The organism is Virgisporangium aurantiacum (assembly GCF_016863635.1).
In the GTDB taxonomy this organism is placed as follows: domain Bacteria; phylum Actinomycetota; class Actinomycetes; order Mycobacteriales; family Micromonosporaceae; genus Virgisporangium; species Virgisporangium aurantiacum.
Genome location: NZ_BOPG01000077.1, coordinates 23,885 through 39,499, shown reverse-complemented (window position 1 = coordinate 39,499; position 15,615 = coordinate 23,885). Strand labels below are relative to the sequence as shown.

The following is a 15,615-nucleotide window of genomic DNA, read 5'->3' as shown; positions in this document are numbered from 1 at the left end:
CGAATGCGGCGAGGGGTTCGGTGCCCGACCATTGACGTCGTGGTGGACATTGCCCGGCTGTCGCAGCTCTGGGAGCAGCGGTGGCCCGGCTGCTCCAAGGTGCCCTATCTACTTCGAGGACTCACGGATCGCTGGGTCCGGTTCCACACCCTGCCCGGCTCCAAACGCTATCCGGAAACCGAAGCCGAGTACAATATCATCCTCGGCCGGCACCACACGGTGCTGACCGAGCTGGTCACCGCCCCCGCCGTCCTGGTCGTCACGCCCGCCTACTCCGACCAGCCGACGCCACCAAGGCAGGGCAGGTCGGCCGAGGCGACGGCCGTGCAGCCGGGCGCGACGTACTGGACCAGCGCCTGCATCGACGACGAGCCGGACTCGACGAGCTGGATTCACTTCTATGTCAGCGAAACGCCATGGGTGGCCGCAGGCCTTGACCCGCTGCTACGCCACGTCGCCGACGACATCATCGCCAACGTCCTGATCACCGATGTGGACCTGCAGTGGCTCTACCACCCGTACGACGGCGGCATGGACGTCATCCTGCCGACCACCGCCGAACGCGACTCGCTCCGCCGCCGGCACTCCGAATGGCTCTCCGCACATCCAACCGGGCTCTAGTCGGCCAGAATCCCAGACCACACCCCAGATACCACAGCGCGGCTACCGAGTGTGACGATCGGTTGCGGCTGCGGTGTGCCGACGAACGGGGTGGAGGCGGTGAACGGTAGAGGTGTCGTCCTGGCCGGACGGCGTGATCGCCATGGTGCCGGGTGTCGTCTGCCTCGCGGCCGTCGCGATCGCCCTGACCCGCTCCCGCCGGGTCACCTCACGGTCCGACCAGCGTGTCCGGCGCGGCTGCCGGACACGCTGGCCATTCGGGTCGGGACGCTACGGAGTGAAGTCCAACTTGAAGTTGAAGCCCTGGGCGTTGTGGCCACCGCCTGCGATGCATCGGCCCTTGTTCGCCTCGCCGTTCCAGAACATCACCCGGCACTTGTCGCAGAACCGCCACTGGTCCTGGCCGGGACCGTTGTGGTCGTGCGGCAGGAAGAACATGAAACCCTGTTTGGTGTGGTTCCCGCCGGCGGGGCAGCGGCCCTGGTTGTTCGGGTCACCGGACCAGAACATCGCGAAGCACCGGTCGCAGAACCGCCAGTCCGGCTGGCCACCGAACGGGCCCGCGTGCTCGTGCGGGAGGAAGAAGACGAAGCCGGCAGCGGCGTGGCCGCCACCCGCCGGACACACTCCTTTGGTGGGGAAGCCGTCGAAGAACATGGTCCGGCAACGGTGGCAGAACCGCCATGCGGCTTGTCCGCGGTCGCGTGCGGCGAACGTGAGCGTGTAGTGGCCCCCGTCGCCCCGGAACTGCAGGGACTTGCGGGCGGTGTTGCCCGTCTCGGCCAGTGCGACGTCGCCCTGCTCGAACCGCAACTCCTGCGGTGCGCCCACCCGGTCGTCGAAGTTCGGCGCACCGGTGACCGTGCTCAGCGCGGAGTTGATGTCCTGAAGGAGCCGGTTGACCTTGGTGCCCCGGTCGGCGCTCAGGGTCGTACTCAAGGTTCCGGCCACCGTCGCCGCGACGATGCCGCGGAGGTTCTCGGGGTTGCCGTCGTCGTTCTCCATCAGGCCGACGATGAAGATCGCGTCGTCGGGGCGCAGGCTTCGTTCCTCGCCGTTCAGTCCCCAGAATGACTGGAAGGGCACCTGATGGGTCTCCGCCCCGTCGACGTCGCCGAAGGCGCCGTAGCGGAACACCCGCGAGGTCGGAATCGGAACCGGGATACCGCTCACCGAAACGGTCGAGGTCAGGTCGACCGCCGTCACGATGACGTACGGTTCGTCCGCCCCCACCTCATCGGTTTCCTCGTGGCAGCGGAAGCTCTCAAGATAGGCGTAAAGCACGAGTCCTCCTCGTGTCTGAGGGCCCGCATGGTGGGCCGGCCCGGTTTGTTCAGCCGAGTCGACCTTCGCGGGTCACCCTGCTTGCCAACCTTGCGCAGACCTTGCGAACCGGCGTGATCTGTGACCGGGTGGCACGATCACGTCGGCGACCGGGCGGTGGCCGCAGTGGTGCGGCGCCGTGCCGTAGCGCATGCTCGCCCACGGCCGACGGCACCGGCTGGGTCTGAAGGCCGAAGTCGACGTTCCGGGCATGCGGCAAGCCATGACCACATGCCACTCATCGGCACGGGCGGAGGCCGATTCCACCCAGACACCGCTACGCTGCGTAGCGCTCGGCTCGCGGCAGATCCGGACACCAAGATCACTCGGCCCGGGTCTGATTCGATAAGCCATCACGATTGCGTGGGCTACCGTGCCGATCATGGTGGAGCGTCGAACCGCCGACGGTTCAGCGCACCACGGATCTTCGCGGGTCTGCGCTGCCCGGACACACCCTTCCAACATTCCCGGTCGACGTTCGACCAGCGTGGTGGCGGACGGCCTCGGGGCGGCGCATCGGGATGGAGCAGGCGAGAGCGAGGACCACGCCGAGGGACGCCCCCAGGGTGGCGAACCAGAGACCGTGCGGCGTGGCGACGCCGAGATCCGGGGAGGGCTTGGGAGCCAAGAAGGTGACGGCTACACCAGCGAGGTTGATGGTACCGGCCACCATCCGCGTCCAGAGGGGGCCACGGCCGGAGACGGCATAGCCGCCGGCCATGGCGAGCAGGGCGAGGCCGATCGGGGCGGGGTCCGGGGTGGCGGTGGCGAGGTCTGGAACCATACCGATCAGCAGCGGAGCCAGGATGAGCAATCGGTACTGGTGGCCGACCCGTCGTTGATACTCGGCCCAGCCGAGGAGGGCGCCGACGGTGGTGCCGGTCGGGATGAGGATTCCGAAGGTGCCGGTGAAGGTGAACCTCGAGTCGGGGCCGGCCAGTTCCTGCATGAAGCCGCGCAGGCTGGCCGCCCAGGCAACCCCGACGACGGCGCCGATCAGGATGAAGCGGATGCGACCCATGGTCAGTGTGCCTGCGGCGGCCGCCGCCGGCGCAGCAGGACCAATGCGACGATCGTCGCGACGATCAAGGATCCTTCGGCGGCTGTGATCCACACCGGCGCGCCGGCGATGAACGCGCCGCAAGCGAGGACGGCGGAGATGACCCGGGCCGTCACCGCGGTGACGAGGGCCGGTCGACTGCCGCGCCGCGCAAGGCCGAGAGCCACCAGGGTGACAAGTCCGAGCAGCGCGAAGACGATGCTGATGGCGAGCGGTGGGGCGATCGAGGAGCCCACAACACCGAGGAATCCGATGTCAAGCAGCCCGAGGAGAGCGAAGATCACAGCCGGAGCGGCCGGCAGGTGCACGGGTCGGACAGCCGTCTGGGATGAGCTCGTCATGGCGTTTCTCCTTGGTTCGACAGTGGTTGGGGACGGCGCAGACGATCACGGCCGGGTACGCAGCATCCGGGTGGAGACGACGAGGACCCAGACCCAGAACGGCAGATACGGAATGACCCACAGGTACGTCGGAAACGCCACGCGGACCACCAGTAACCCGGCACCGACGACCAGCGCCCACCACCCGAGCCAGGCGGGCCAGCCGGGCTGCCCGGGCGAGGAGGGCAGTCCCCGGCCGGCGAGGATGGCCCACCCGCTGGCAAGGCTGAGGCTGCCGAGGGCCACCCACATGTTGGCGAACGTCATGCTGCCGAGGTCGAATGCGAGCTGGGCGACCCGCGCATCCAGCCCGTCGCTGCCGCGGAACGCGGCGGCCTGCGGCGCACCGGCGAGCAGGGGCGCGACAGCGGCAACGCCCGACGCCAGCACGACCGTCGGGAGCCATGCGGGGCCCACGCCGGGCCGGCGCAACGCGGCGGACAGGCCGCTGACGAACCACAACAGCGCGCACAGACCGAAGGCGAACAGGAAGCCGCCCACGGCCACGGCCGTGGGGGACTGGGTCTCCAGGTACCGCTGGATCTCCGCGGACGATCCGTCGAACTGGGGCTCGGGCGCGCCGGTGCTCGACATGAGGATCACGCCGGCGAACAGCATCGCCGTGCCGGCCCAGCCCGCGATGCCGGCCGGGCGGAAGTCGCGCGGAGGCGCAGAAGTTTCGATATGGTCGGTTGTTGACATGGTCGAATACCACCCTTCGTGAAAGGGGTCAGCTGGTTCGGAAGGCGGCCATCATGGCCATGTCCTCGTGCTCGAGGTTGTGGCAGTGGAGCAGGTACCGGCCCGGGTAGTCGGCGAACCGCACGGCCACGTCGACCGACTCGTTCGGTGCCAGGTCCACGGTGTCCTTCCAGCCCTTGTCGTGCGGCCCGGCACCCTGGTTGCGCCGGGACAGCACCTGGAACGGGTCGAGGTGCACGTGCACGGGGTGGTACAGGTCCGAGGTGAACCGCCAGACCTCGATCTCGCCGAGACGCACGTCGGCGTCGATGCGTTCTGGGTCGAAGGGCCGTCCGTCGAGCAGCCAGCCGGGGTGCTCGCCGGTGGCCGCCCGGCGGAAGGCCCAGGTGCGGGTCCGCACCGCCCGGTCCGCCGACAGCGGCTCGATCCGGCTCAGCCGTTGCGGGATCCGGCTGTCGTCGCTCGCGCGGCCGGTGACCCGGAACCGCATCACGTCGGCGGTTCGTCCGCTTCCCAGGCTGTTGCGCAGCGTCAGCTCCGCACCGGGGCCCACCGCGCCGAAGTCGACGACCACCTCGCACCGTTCGCCGGGCGTGAGGAGCACGGTGGAGTGCTCGATCGGCCGTTCCAGCAGGCCGCCGTCCGATGCGATCTGGACCAGCGGCGTGCGCGCCGGATCCAGGCCGAGCCGGTACCGGCGCGCGCTGGACGCGTTGAGCAGCCGCAGCCGGTAGCGCGTGGCCGCGACCTCCAGCACCGGCCAGGGCGCGCCGTTGAGCAGGACGACGTCGCCGAGGACGCCCTCCATGTGCGCGTCGTTGACGCCGGCGCCGTGATGGTTCGCGGGGTAGGAGAACGAGCCGTCCTCGTCGAAGGAACGGTCAGTGATCATCAGCGGGATGTCCCGCTCGCCGGACGGTAGGCCGAGCGCGTCCTGCTCGTCGTCGGTGACGAGGTGGAACCCGGCGAGCCCGCGGTACACCTGCGGACCGGTGAAGTCCATCCGGTGGTCGTGGTACCAGAGCGTCGCGGCGCGTTGCCGCATCGGGTAGGTGTAGTCGCGGCGGCCGCCGGGCTCGACGAGATCGGTCGGGTAGCCGTCGCTGTCCGCGGGCGTATGGCCGCCGTGCAGGTGCACGGCGACCGGCACCGGCAGGTCGTTGCGGTGCGTCACCACCGCTCGGCGTCCACTGCGGGTGACGAGTGTGGGGCCGGGGAAGGTCCCGTCGTAGGTGAGGACGGGCGTGCGTACCCCCGGCAGGATCTCCTGGTCCGTCTCGCGCTGGACGATCTCGAAGAAGTCGGTGGTGGCGTCGGTGCGGACGGGCCGGGCGACCGCCGGGATCGGCAACGGCACCCGGAACGGCCGGGGCGGCCGGACCCGGCTGTGGACCAGCTCCCCGGTCTGCCCGCGCGGGAACGACAGGGCCAGGCCGCCGAGGCTGGCCGCGCCGAGCGCGGAGCCGCCGAGCACGCCGAGGGCGTCGCGCCGCTTCACCGGTCACCGTCCGCGCGGGATTTGCGTCGACGGGGGTGCGCGGCGGCCGCGCGGAACAGCCACACGGTGATCAGGATCTGGGTGACCGTCAGCGAGACGCCGAGTGGCAGGTGGACCACGAGCAGGCGCTCGAATCCCGTGCCGACCTGGACCTCGACGGCCAGGGCGACGGCGAGGCTGGCCCAGATCGGCCACGCCCGCCCGCGTCCACCCCAGAAGTAGACGATCGCGGCGACCAGCTGCACCACGTCCAGGCCGGTGATCACGAAGGCGTTGAGGTCGTGCAGGGTGAGCGAGTCGACGTCGCCCATGAGGTACCCGCCGGCGAACACCGGCTGGCCGAGGAAGGCCAGCGAGTGCAGTACCGCGACGACCCGCAGCACCTGCAACGAGGCGCGGGGACCGCGATCCGGCGGCGCGATGGATCTACCGGTAAGGGTCTCGGTGGTCATGTGGTCGCTCCTTGCGTTGGGCCGGCGCCACGACGCTAGAAGCGGACGTCGCCCGTCCGACACCAGGCAGACCACCCGCCCGGGTGCGGATTACCGCAACCGCGGTTGCGGTGTTCCTCCTTCCCCGACGGCGGCCGGCGTCGCAGACTGTGGCCATGCGGCCCGGATCCCTCGCGCTCGCGACCGTGGGAGGCCTCGCGCTGGCCGCGGCGGTGGCGATCGAACTGACGGTCGGCGACCCGCCGAGCGCCGGCTGGGCACTGCTCGGGCCCGGCCCGTTCTACGCGGTCGGGCTCGTCGCGACACTCCGGCGGCCCGACCACCCCATGTCGACGTGGTTGCTCGCGGTGGGAACCAGTTTCGCGATCGAGGGATGCCTGGGCGACAGCGTCCTGCCGGAGGTCAGCGGTTGGTCGCTGGCGTGGACGGTCGCGCTGGCGCAGGCCTGGGCCGGGAACGCCCAGGTGGTCGCCACCATAGGGATGATCGGACTGTTCCCGACCGGCACCGCCGACCGGCCCGGCGTGCGGTGGACCCTGCGGATCTCGGCTCTCGTGGGCCTGTTGCTTCCCGTGCTGCTCGCGGTGTCCCACCCCACGATGCCCGCGGGTCTGTTCCCGGACTCCCAACCGGCGATCGTCAGCCCGCTCCACTGGCCGGTCGCCGGTGCGCTGGGCGGCGCCGGCGAGTTCACCGACAAGGCGTTCGCGGTCTGGAGCGCGGGCGGGCTCGTCCTGCTCGCCGTGCGCTACCGCCGGTACGGGGAGCCCGAGCGACGCCGGATCCGTTGGTTGCTGCTGGGCCTGGCGGCGGGGATGAGCGTCTGGCTGTGGTATCTGGTGCTCGTCTGGGTGGCGGATCCGTCCCTGCTGGAGCTGCTGTCGTTTGTCATGTGGCCGGTGGTGCTGGTGCTCACGCTCGGGTCGATCGTGGTCGCGGTGTTCCATGACGGCGTCTTCGCGATCGACCGTCCGGTGCGGTACCGCACGCTCATGGGTCTCATCGCGGTCAGCTACGTCGCGGTCGCGGCCGCGCTGGGTGCGTTGGCCGGCGAATACCTGCCGACCGGGGTGGTGGTGCTGTTCGCGGTGTGCGCCACCCTGCTGTTCCAGCCGGTCTGGCGCCGGCTCGACCGGTGGGCTGACCGGTGGGTGTTCGGAGCCCGGCTCGACGGCTACGAGGTGCTGGCCCGGTTCGGGGCGATGCTGGAGTCCTCACCGGCCGAACTGCTGCCCGAACTCGCCGGCGTGGTCCGCCACGGACTGGGACTGCATTGGGCGCGGGTGGTGCTCGACCCGCCCGGCAGCGCGCCGCTGGCCGGAGAGGCCGGCACCGGCGGTGAAGAACCGGCCCTCGTGGTTCCGCTGACCCAGGCCGGGATCCTCCTCGGCCGGATCGAGTGCGGCCCGCGCCGCGACGGCCCCCTGCTGCCCGAGGACCGCACGCTGCTCGGCCACCTCGCCGGGCAGGCCGCTACGGCGGTGCGGAACCTGTACCTGGCCGCGGAACTGGCCAGTCGTCTTGACGTCATCCGCCAGCAGGCCGCCGAGCTGACCAGGTCGCGGGCCCGTCTCGCCCGCGCCCAGGACACCGAGCGGCAGCGCATCCAGCGCGACCTGCACGACGGCGTCCAGCAGGATCTGGTGGTGAGCAGCGCGAAGCTGGCGATGGCCCGGGAACGCCTGCGCCGGGGCGACTCCCGCGCGGGCGAGGCGCTCGAGGAACTCCAGCGCGACCTCGGCACGCTCCTGGCCGGCCTGCGCGAGTTCGCGCACTCGATCCACCCGCCGGTCCTCGCCGACCAGGGCCTCCTCGACGCGCTGGAGGGCCATGCCGGCCGGCTGCCGCTCGAGGTGGTGATCGAGGCCGAGACGAGCCTGCGCGGCGTGCGGTACGCCCCACACGTCGAGACCGCTGCCTGGTACCTGCTGTCCGAGGCGCTGACCAACGCCGTCAAGCACTCCGGCGCCGGACGCGTCACCGTCGGGCTGGCCCAGCCGAACGGGCGGCTGGTGGTCGAGGTCCGCGACGACGGCCGGGGCTTCGACCCGGCAGCGCCCCGGGGCCTGGGGCTGTCGGGCCTCGCCGATCGGATGTCGGTCGTGCACGGGACGCTTGCGGTGGCCAGCAGGCCGGGGCTGGGCACGACGCTGCGCGGCGAGATCCCGCTGGCCTGGCAGGAGGACGCCGATGACTGACGCCATACGCATCGTCATCGCCGACGACAACTATCTGGTCCGCGAGGGCACCCGCCGCCTGCTGGAGGACTCCGGCGAGGTGACCGTGCTCGCCGCCGTCGGCTCCGGCCCGGAACTGCTCGACGCGGTGCGGCGGGCCGGCCCGCAGGCGGTGCTCACCGACATCCGGATGCCGCCGGCCGGCCAGCAGGGCGGCGCGCCCGCGATGGAGGGCATCGACGCGGCACACGCCATCAAGGCCAGCGACCCGCAGGTGGGCGTGGTGATCCTGTCCCAGTACGCCGACGAGTCATACGCGTTCGAACTGTTCCGCAACGGCACCGCCGGGCTCGCCTACCTGCTCAAGGACCGCGTCGGCGACCTGCACCACCTGCTGTCGGCGCTGCGCGAGGTGACCGCCGGCGGATCGGTGATCGACCCCCTGGTGGTGGAGGCGCTGGTCGCGCGGCGCGCCCGGCTGCGCGAGTCACCGCTGGCGAAGCTGACCGCGCGCGAACTGGACGTGTTGCGGGAGATGGCCCAGGGACGCGGGAACACCGGCATCGCCGCCCGCCTCGCGCTGTCGGAGTCCTCCGTCGAGAAGCACGTCAACGCGATCTTCTCAAAGTTGGAGCTCGGCGGTGAACAGTCGATCCACCGGCGCGTCGCGGCCGTGCTGACCTTCCTCCGCGACGCCGGCCTCCGTCCACCGGTGTAACACCGCAGCACCGGCGGTACCTTCAGTCGGACATGAAGTTCCACCGCGCCGGCAGGACGCTGTCGCACAGGGCGCACGTAAAGTCGTCGTCCCGCACGATGTTGCGTTCGCCGCAGGTTGGGCAACGGCGGAAGATGATCTGGTTGGTGAAGCCATCAGGATGGGGTAGACCGACCCGGTCGAGGGCCTCGGCCACCGCAGGCCAGCAGTCCGGATCGGGGCAGTACCCGGTCGACTGGTTGGTCACCTCCGTAACGCGCCAGCCGGTGCCGGTGACGCCGAACGCCATCTCGCCGGCGGCGAGAACGCTCTCACCGCTGGCCAAGGCGACATGTTCGCTACGACGCGGCGCGAGCCTGAGCACGCCATCGAGGACAACGACGAAGGTGAACGGTTCCGCGAGGTCTCCGCGGTCGCGCGCGGCCAGCCACCTGTCGAGCGAGGCAGGCGTGTCCACTTCGACGGCGTCCGCCGCGATCGCCCGGCCGTAAACCTCGGCCGGACCAACGTAGCGGTATCGCCTGGTGTGCTCCACGGCGCGAAGATATCCGTCTGAGCCGGGATACGGCGACGCCATTCCAGGCCTATCGATGCGCCGGGCTACGCCCTTCTGGAAGTACGGCAAACAGCAACCACGTGATTGATATGACCTATTGAGCCGCCGGCGCGTGCAGCCAACCGGCATGCAGCCACGCGATGAGGTCGGGGCGGGCCAGCTCGGCCAGCCGCTTGTCGAAGCGAGCCACGTCGTCTGGGCTGAGCAGGGTCTTCCACTGCCCGCTGGTGCCGGAACGGAAAAAGGCGCGGTTGTCGCGCCACAGTCCGCTGTCGACACCGGGGGCGAGCTCATCGGCCCGTTGGCGTACCTTGTCGAAGGCGGCCGCGGCGGCAAGCTCCGCGATGCGTGCGGGGGGCAGGTCGATGCCCAGCACCTCGGCCAGGCGCTGCAGCTGGCCGGGCAGGTCGGTCAGCAGGTCGTGGTAGTGAAACAGCACGACCCGGGGCTCGTCGCGCTTGTCCCAGAACGTTTGCAGGTGCTGGATCAGGTTGGCCAGGCTCCCGATCCCGGTCGGGCCGTTGACGAACTCGCCGTCGGCCCATTGCCAGAAACGCTCCCGCAGGTCCTCGGGTGGCGGTGGCATTGCACTGCGATCGATACCCTTCTTGACCGTCAGCGCCGCCCTGGTCTGGTCGCTGATGTTGGCCACGGCGTGGTCGAAGGAGACCCCGACATCGCGCGGGTCGCGCCCGAGGCAAAGGTAGGTCACGCCCTCGACCAACGGCAGCCCGTCCAGCGGGGTGTGGGTCTTGATGAAGCGCCGGTGCTGTTGTGCCTGCAGGGCCGCGAGCGTCTCGGCGAAGTCATAGGTGACGGCGTCGAGCCACGGCGAGATCTCGGTCAGCCGGCGCGGGAACCGGACGGAGTTGAAGATCAGCAAAGCGCACAGCAGCTGCATCCAGCTTGTGCCGCATTTGGCCGGCGGGCTTATCACGACGTCGTCGTCGCGGAACGGGAATCCGGTCCACAGTGCGCTGTCCGACATCATCATCTGGTATCGCCGCATGCCGCCAATGTATGCCGACATGCGCGCCCGCCTCGCGCCGCTGATGGCGCCGCGGCCGGGGCGCCTGCCCCGGCCGCGGAATCGCGACTACCGGCTCAGGTCCCACCAGCCTCGGCCTGCGCCCGCATGTTGGTGAACCGCGCGATCTCTTCGGGGCTGACGACGACCGCGCCGAACACGACAACCGCCTGGTAGTACGTCCACGCGATGCCATCGCATACCTGCTCGACAACCGGTATCTCGCCATCGCAGACCCGCAGCATGTCGGCGAGGAACGACCCGTCCACTCTGGACTTGTAGGTGTCGAACGCGTCGAGATCCCGGAAGTTGCGGTATCCGAAGTCGTGGCGGCGGCAGGGCAGGCGGAAGTCGAACCCCGAGGGCTGGTCGGGGCTCGACGAGCAGTAGTCGGTGGACCAGTCGAATTCGAACTCGGTGTAGAGGCGCTGACGGTCCACCGCGTAGTGCCAGCCGTCGAAGCTGGACTCCGACGCGGCCGTCCAGCTCAAGGTCCGGGCCATCTTCATCGCGTACGGGACCGGCTTCGTGCACTTCTGCGGTGTTCCCAGCCGAGCATTGGCACCGACAACCCACACCGTGTAGCAGCCACCAACGCTGGTGTGGGGCAAATTGTTGATCCGGATGGTGACGCCGGTAGCGCCCGGTTGCGGCGAACGGTGGTCGCGGTAGGTCCGCACGACGCTCCATGCCGTCGTGCCGAGTTGCTTGTACTCGACCTGGAACTCGATCTCAGCGTTCGACATGTCGACGAACGTCAGGTCTACGTGGTCGTTGGCGATCTCGACGAACCGCACGTCCTCCGGGGCGCCGGGGAACGCTGCGTGCGCCGGCGTAGCGGTCAGGATCGCGCAGGCCGCCGCTACGGTTGCGCAGGCCGCGGCGAGCCGGTGGGACAACGTCATGGCTCACTCCTTCGTGGCGGGTTGAATCCGTCGCACTGAGAATGTCCCGGCGGGTTGCAGCGCGGTTGCGCTGGCGCCCGTAACGCCGGCCGGGTTCGGGAGACGCCGCATGAACGGCCCTGAATGGGACGGCTCTGCCCGGCCGTCAGGTCGCAGAGCTGGAAGAGCGTGCCGAAAGGGCAACTCCCGGACCTTGCCGCTGACGACCCGCCAGCACGCGATACGCGGCCGGCGACCGCGACGCGGCCGACAACGTCCTGTCAACGCGGCGACAACGGCGCCGTTCGACGCTCGTCCCGGTGGCCGGCCACGGCCACGTGACAGAGAGGGACAAGTTCATGGCAGGCAATCGCATCCGTCGGGGAATCCTGACCACGCTCGTACTCGTAGCCTCGATCGCGGCCACGCAGGTGGTCGCCGCGCCGGCGTACGCGCACGACCGTACCGAAAGCGTGCTCCATCCGGTCTGGCTGTATTTCGCCGGCGACGGCGGGGTCACGAACAACCACATGCGGGTATTCGCCAGCGACCGGGTCGCCGACGGCCTGGGCGTCATGACCTACTACCGGTACCGGCATCCCGGCGGCTTCATCGCGACGAGCGTCGTCGGGGACCCGGACGGATCCGGCCCGGCCGTCGGTGCGGACTGGCCGCCCGGCGCCGTCACCCAGTTCCAGGTATGCCTCCAGCCGTACACCAACGGGTACTGCACCCGGTGGTTCGACGCGTGAGGCGATGACCGGCGCGCGGCCTGTGCGATCGTCCGACGCACGCGGCAGCGCAGAACCGCGCCCCTTCCCGAGTCCCGGGAAGGGGCGCTTCATCGTGACACCACACCGCCGTCATGCGGGTCACCCGGTTTGGCCGTGCCGGGGCCGGGAACACGCGCTCCCTCTGACCGTTATCCGTCAGTGGCCGGAAATCCGAGGCGTGGCCTGGCCAACGGCAACCGGCTGGGTGTCGGGTCGCGGAAATGGCGTCGCGACCGCGGCGGCGGGCGCCCTACCGTCATCGCTCGGTTGAAGTCGATGGCATGGGGGCGACGGAGGTGGAGATCCGCCTGTTGGGACCGGTTGAGGTGGCTGCCGGCGAGGCCCGCTGGCCGGTCGGCCCGCCGCAGCGGCAGCTGGTGCTGGCGATCTTTGCGGCCCAGGTAGGCCGTCAGGTGAGCGTCGACACGCTTGTAGACCGAATCTGGGAGGACCGGCCGCCGCCGGCTGCGCGCCGGGCGGTCCAGGCGCACGTGACCAGGCTGCGGCAGACCCTGTCCGGCGCGGGGTTCGGCGCGGCGCTCACCGGCCGGTCCGGTGGGTACCTGCTCGACCTCGAGCCGCTCCGCGTCGATCTGTACCGGTTCCGACAGGTGGCCGCACAGGCCCGCGACGACCACCGGGGCGGTGCCGAGCGGGTAGCGCTGCTGGAGTCGGCGTTGCGGTGCTGGCAGGGACAACCGCTGTCCGGGCTGGACGGCTCGTGGGTCGATACCACGCGCGAGGTCTGGCGACGGGAACGGGTCGACGCGATGGTCGCCTGGGCCGAGACCGCTTTCGCCGTCCACGGCGCCGAACGGGTGATCGCCCCGGTGGCGGCGCTGGTCGCCGAGGAGCCTTTGTGCGAGCCCCTGGTCGCCGTCCAGATCCGCGCCCTGACCGCCGCCGGTCGCGCGGCCGAGGCCCTGGAATGCTACGCCGGCATCCGCACCCGTCTGGCCGAACAGCTCGGCACCGACCCGGCGCGGGAACTGCAGGAGGCCCACCTGGCGGTGCTGCGTGACGGTGCCGGCTCCCGCCGGGCGGTGTCGTCGCCCGCGGGTCTGGAACCACAACGGGCGATCTGGCTGCGCCGGCAACGCATCGCAACGTCCAATGTGGACGAAGCGAAGCTGCGGTACCTCGACGAGGCGGTCAGGCAGGCCGTCGCCGACAGTGAGCGGCGTCCGCCGGCGGCGTTGGTGCCGCACGTTCGCGACCTCCGTGACCACGTCGACCAGCTGCTCGGCGGTCGGCAGCATCCTCCGCAGCGGGCGCGCCTGTTCACCGTCGCCACGTACCTGTCCGGATTGCTCGGCGCGCTCGCCCTCGACCTGAGTGCCTTCCCGACCGCCCGCGGGTACGCCGCCGAGGCGTTCGACCTCACCGACGCCCTCGGCGAGCCGGACGTCCAGGCCTGGGCGCGGGGCGTTCAGAGCCTGATCGCCTACTACGCCGGCGATTTCCACGACGCGTTGGCCTACGCGCAGGACGGGCGGCGCCGAGCGCCGCGGGGGCAGCAGAGCGTCCGGTTGACCATCAACGGTGAGGCGCGGGCGTTGGCCCGGCTCGGTGACCGCTACGGCGTCGAGGCGGCGGTCGATCACGCACTCACGTTGGTCGAGGAGCTGCCGCCCCAGACGGACGTGAGCGTCAGCCTGGCGACCGCGCCGTACTGCCGGGCACGGACCGCGGCGAACGCCGCCACCGCGTTCCTCTGCGTCGGTGCGCCGGAGAAGGTCGCCGGCCTGGTTGCCGACGCTCTCACCGTGTTCGACCGGGCGGAGCTGCGCGGGCCGCAGGCGCTCAGCCGGCTGGACCTGGCGACCGCGACCCTCCACGGTCGGGGTCGCGATGTCGAGCGGGCCTGCCACCTCGCGGCGGAAGCGCTCGCCGTCACCGTCGACCAGCGGTTCTGGTCGGTCCACCAGCGGGCCAACCAGTTCCTGGCCGCCGCGCGGCCGTGGGCCGGGCACGCGCGGGTGCGGCAGGTCGCGGCGCTGGTCGCCGAGCGCGACCGGCGGCCGCCGAAACCCGCCGGCCACCTACCATCGCGGCCATGACCAGCCGGGAGCTGCGCAGCCTGCGCGATCGGTGGACCTCGTACGAGCGGCTGCCGACGCTGAGCCCGCACTGGTACTGGCGCCCCGGTTGGCGGCCGGGACGCACCTTCTACACCTGGCACCTCACGTTCGTCGGTCAGGCGACGCTGCACGGCCTCGTCGCCGACCTGCAGCGGAGCCTGCGCGGCCCGGAACTGGACCCGGTTCCGCCGGACGGCCTGCACCTGACCCTGCAGGGCGTCGGGTTCACCGACGAGGTTGACACCGAACGGATCACCGCCGTCCGGCGGGCCGCGGTGAAACGGTGCGCACGGCTGACGCCGTTCGACCTGACCCTCGGTCCGGTCGATCCGGACCCGGAGGGCGTCGGCCTGCTCGTGCGCCCCTGGGACGCGGTCGAGCGCCTCCGTCACGCCCTCCGGGCCGCGACAGCGGCCGCGTGCGGCACCGTGCCCGAGCCGGCCGACGGCTTCCGGCCACACGTGACGATCTTCTACAGCGGCGCGCCGGCCGCCGTGCACGCCGTCCGAGAACGGCTGCGGCCGTTGCGCGACCGCCCACCGGTCGACGTCACCGTCCGGCACGTGTCGTTGATCGCGCTCCGCCGCGAAGAGCGCCGGTACAGCTGGGACACCGTCGCGGACGTCCGGCTCGGCGGTTAACCGGAAGGCGCTGCCGGCGGGTGGCCCCCTCATCGGTCCCGGCGTCCCCGCCCCGGCGACAACGCGCGCACAACACAATCGCAACGGCCACCCGCGACGCTGCCTCCCATCAAGGCGCCCGCCGGTCGAACCGTGGTACCGGCGACGCACCATCCACCGCGAGCGGAGGCGCTCATGTACCGACCTCGACTTCTGGCCACCACGTTGCTCAGCGCACTACTGGCTGTGCTGCCCGCCGCTGGTGCCGGCGCGGATCCCATCCCCAGAAATGGGCCGGGCCTGGCGGCCGTCTATCCGTGCAACACCGGCTGGATCGACAATCCCGAGATGGGCAGCGGCTACTACGGCCGGCCCGACCCGCCCGGCCCCTACTCCTGGACCTGGACGGAGGAGACACACTACGGGCACACCGGCCCGCGGGTCATCGAGGTCCAGTGCCTCCTGAAGTACCTGGCGTCGACCGAGGGCTCCCTGTACGACCCCGGAACGGTCGACGGCCAGTTCGGTACGAGGACCCGGAACGCCGTGGTGAACGCGCAGATCCGCTGTTACTGGGAGAAGGAGTACTGGGACGGTGCGGTCGGTCCGATCACCTGGTACTGCCTGCGCCAGCAGTGGAGCAAATGGGGTTAGCCGTTCAGCACCTGCCGGCGCACCACGGAGCAGGCCCCCACATCGAGAAAGCGCGGCCGGCGTTCATCGCCCGGCCTACGGCCTCCTAC

General features: G+C 70.7%; 16 protein-coding genes. 7 read left to right on the top strand and 9 right to left on the bottom strand.

All coding sequences use genetic code 11. The annotated features are described in order from the left end of the window. Positions 1-42 precede the first annotated feature (42 nt). Positions 43-621 carry a DUF3885 domain-containing protein gene (locus Vau01_RS49105; RefSeq protein ID WP_239152534.1) on the top strand — a complete coding sequence of 193 codons (579 nt, stop codon included), beginning with the start codon at positions 43-45 and terminating at the stop codon, positions 619-621. Positions 622-891: 270 nt separating this feature from the next. On the opposite strand, the gene Vau01_RS49100 is transcribed toward Vau01_RS49105, so the two are convergent. From Vau01_RS49100 to Vau01_RS49075, 6 genes are all read right to left on the bottom strand, one after another. Then, positions 892-1,854 (bottom strand): hypothetical protein, encoded by a 963-nt coding sequence (locus Vau01_RS49100; RefSeq protein WP_204007908.1) that lies wholly within the window; start codon positions 1,852-1,854, stop codon positions 892-894. Positions 1,855-2,353: 499 nt separating this feature from the next. Continuing rightward, positions 2,354-2,965 (bottom strand): hypothetical protein, encoded by a 612-nt coding sequence (locus Vau01_RS49095; RefSeq protein WP_204007906.1) that lies wholly within the window; start codon positions 2,963-2,965, stop codon positions 2,354-2,356. Positions 2,966-2,967: 2 nt separating this feature from the next. Then, positions 2,968-3,345, bottom strand: a complete 378-nt coding sequence (locus Vau01_RS49090) for a hypothetical protein (RefSeq protein ID WP_204007904.1) — start codon at positions 3,343-3,345, stop codon at positions 2,968-2,970. A 45-nt stretch (positions 3,346-3,390) separates the two neighbouring features. Continuing rightward, positions 3,391-4,086: a hypothetical protein gene (locus tag Vau01_RS49085; protein WP_204007903.1), complete on the bottom strand. Its 696-nt coding sequence runs from the start codon at positions 4,084-4,086 to the stop codon at positions 3,391-3,393. 28 nt (positions 4,087-4,114) lie between these two features. Next, the gene (locus tag Vau01_RS49080) at positions 4,115-5,584 is read right to left on the bottom strand and encodes a multicopper oxidase family protein (RefSeq protein ID WP_204007901.1); all 1,470 of its coding nucleotides are present in this window, start codon (positions 5,582-5,584) and stop codon (positions 4,115-4,117) included. Beyond that, positions 5,581-6,036 (bottom strand): hypothetical protein, encoded by a 456-nt coding sequence (locus Vau01_RS49075; protein ID WP_204007899.1) that lies wholly within the window; start codon positions 6,034-6,036, stop codon positions 5,581-5,583. Before Vau01_RS49075 ends, Vau01_RS49080 begins: the two co-directional genes overlap by 4 nt. A 155-nt stretch (positions 6,037-6,191) precedes the next feature. Here Vau01_RS49075 and Vau01_RS49070 point away from each other — a divergent pair, with 155 nt between their 5' ends. Both Vau01_RS49070 and Vau01_RS49065 read left to right on the top strand, forming a co-directional pair. Further along, entirely contained in the window at positions 6,192-8,234 is a 2,043-nt protein-coding gene (locus Vau01_RS49070; protein WP_204007898.1) for a sensor histidine kinase, read from the top strand. Then, positions 8,227-8,931, top strand: a complete 705-nt coding sequence (locus tag Vau01_RS49065; protein ID WP_239152532.1) for a response regulator transcription factor — start codon at positions 8,227-8,229, stop codon at positions 8,929-8,931. The genes Vau01_RS49070 and Vau01_RS49065 overlap by 8 nt, the downstream gene beginning before the upstream one ends. 22 nt (positions 8,932-8,953) lie before the next feature. On the opposite strand, the gene Vau01_RS49060 is transcribed toward Vau01_RS49065, so the two are convergent. The 3 genes from Vau01_RS49060 to Vau01_RS49050 all read right to left on the bottom strand — a co-directional run bounded on the left by Vau01_RS49060 (position 8,954) and on the right by Vau01_RS49050 (position 11,419). Then, entirely contained in the window at positions 8,954-9,466 is a 513-nt protein-coding gene (locus Vau01_RS49060) for a DNA polymerase III subunit delta (protein WP_204007896.1), read from the bottom strand. A 115-nt stretch (positions 9,467-9,581) separates the two neighbouring features. Next, positions 9,582-10,496, bottom strand: coding sequence for a sulfotransferase domain-containing protein (locus tag Vau01_RS49055; protein ID WP_204007894.1), 915 nt, complete (start codon positions 10,494-10,496; stop codon positions 9,582-9,584). A gap of 95 nt (positions 10,497-10,591) precedes the next feature. Next, positions 10,592-11,419, bottom strand: coding sequence for a phospholipase A2 (locus tag Vau01_RS49050; protein ID WP_204007892.1), 828 nt, complete (start codon positions 11,417-11,419; stop codon positions 10,592-10,594). Between the two features lie 338 nt (positions 11,420-11,757). On the opposite strand from Vau01_RS49050, the gene Vau01_RS49045 reads away from it, so the two are divergent. From Vau01_RS49045 to Vau01_RS49030, 4 genes are all read left to right on the top strand, one after another. Continuing rightward, positions 11,758-12,150, top strand: coding sequence for a hypothetical protein (locus Vau01_RS49045; protein WP_204007890.1), 393 nt, complete (start codon positions 11,758-11,760; stop codon positions 12,148-12,150). Between the two features lie 302 nt (positions 12,151-12,452). Beyond that, positions 12,453-14,231 carry an AfsR/SARP family transcriptional regulator gene (locus Vau01_RS49040; protein WP_204007888.1) on the top strand — a complete coding sequence of 593 codons (1,779 nt, stop codon included), beginning with the start codon at positions 12,453-12,455 and terminating at the stop codon, positions 14,229-14,231. Next, complete coding sequence (locus Vau01_RS49035) at positions 14,228-14,893, top strand: 2'-5' RNA ligase family protein (protein ID WP_204007887.1); 666 nt, start codon at positions 14,228-14,230, stop codon at positions 14,891-14,893. The genes Vau01_RS49040 and Vau01_RS49035 overlap by 4 nt, the downstream gene beginning before the upstream one ends. A 174-nt stretch (positions 14,894-15,067) precedes the next feature. Further along, positions 15,068-15,526, top strand: coding sequence for a peptidoglycan-binding domain-containing protein (locus Vau01_RS49030; protein WP_204007885.1), 459 nt, complete (start codon positions 15,068-15,070; stop codon positions 15,524-15,526). Positions 15,527-15,615 lie beyond the last annotated feature (89 nt).

Excerpts from the sequence above, each read along its gene's own strand:
- Vau01_RS49095 (WP_204007906.1), bottom strand. The coding sequence starts at position 2,965 with ATGGGTCGCATCCGCTTCATCCTGATCGGCGCCGTCGTCGGGGTTGCC.
- Vau01_RS49090 (WP_204007904.1), bottom strand. The coding sequence starts at position 3,345 with ATGACGAGCTCATCCCAGACGGCTGTCCGACCCGTGCACCTGCCGGCC.
- Vau01_RS49085 (WP_204007903.1), bottom strand. The coding sequence starts at position 4,086 with ATGTCAACAACCGACCATATCGAAACTTCTGCGCCTCCGCGCGACTTC.
- Vau01_RS49075 (WP_204007899.1), bottom strand. The coding sequence starts at position 6,036 with ATGACCACCGAGACCCTTACCGGTAGATCCATCGCGCCGCCGGATCGC.
- Vau01_RS49070 (WP_204007898.1), top strand. The coding sequence starts at position 6,192 with ATGCGGCCCGGATCCCTCGCGCTCGCGACCGTGGGAGGCCTCGCGCTG.
- Vau01_RS49065 (WP_239152532.1), top strand. The coding sequence starts at position 8,227 with ATGACTGACGCCATACGCATCGTCATCGCCGACGACAACTATCTGGTC.
- Vau01_RS49055 (WP_204007894.1), bottom strand. The coding sequence starts at position 10,496 with ATGCGGCGATACCAGATGATGATGTCGGACAGCGCACTGTGGACCGGA.
- Vau01_RS49050 (WP_204007892.1), bottom strand. The coding sequence starts at position 11,419 with ATGACGTTGTCCCACCGGCTCGCCGCGGCCTGCGCAACCGTAGCGGCG.
- Vau01_RS49045 (WP_204007890.1), top strand. The coding sequence starts at position 11,758 with ATGGCAGGCAATCGCATCCGTCGGGGAATCCTGACCACGCTCGTACTC.
- Vau01_RS49040 (WP_204007888.1), top strand. The coding sequence starts at position 12,453 with ATGGGGGCGACGGAGGTGGAGATCCGCCTGTTGGGACCGGTTGAGGTG.
- Vau01_RS49035 (WP_204007887.1), top strand. The coding sequence starts at position 14,228 with ATGACCAGCCGGGAGCTGCGCAGCCTGCGCGATCGGTGGACCTCGTAC.
- Vau01_RS49030 (WP_204007885.1), top strand. The coding sequence starts at position 15,068 with ATGTACCGACCTCGACTTCTGGCCACCACGTTGCTCAGCGCACTACTG.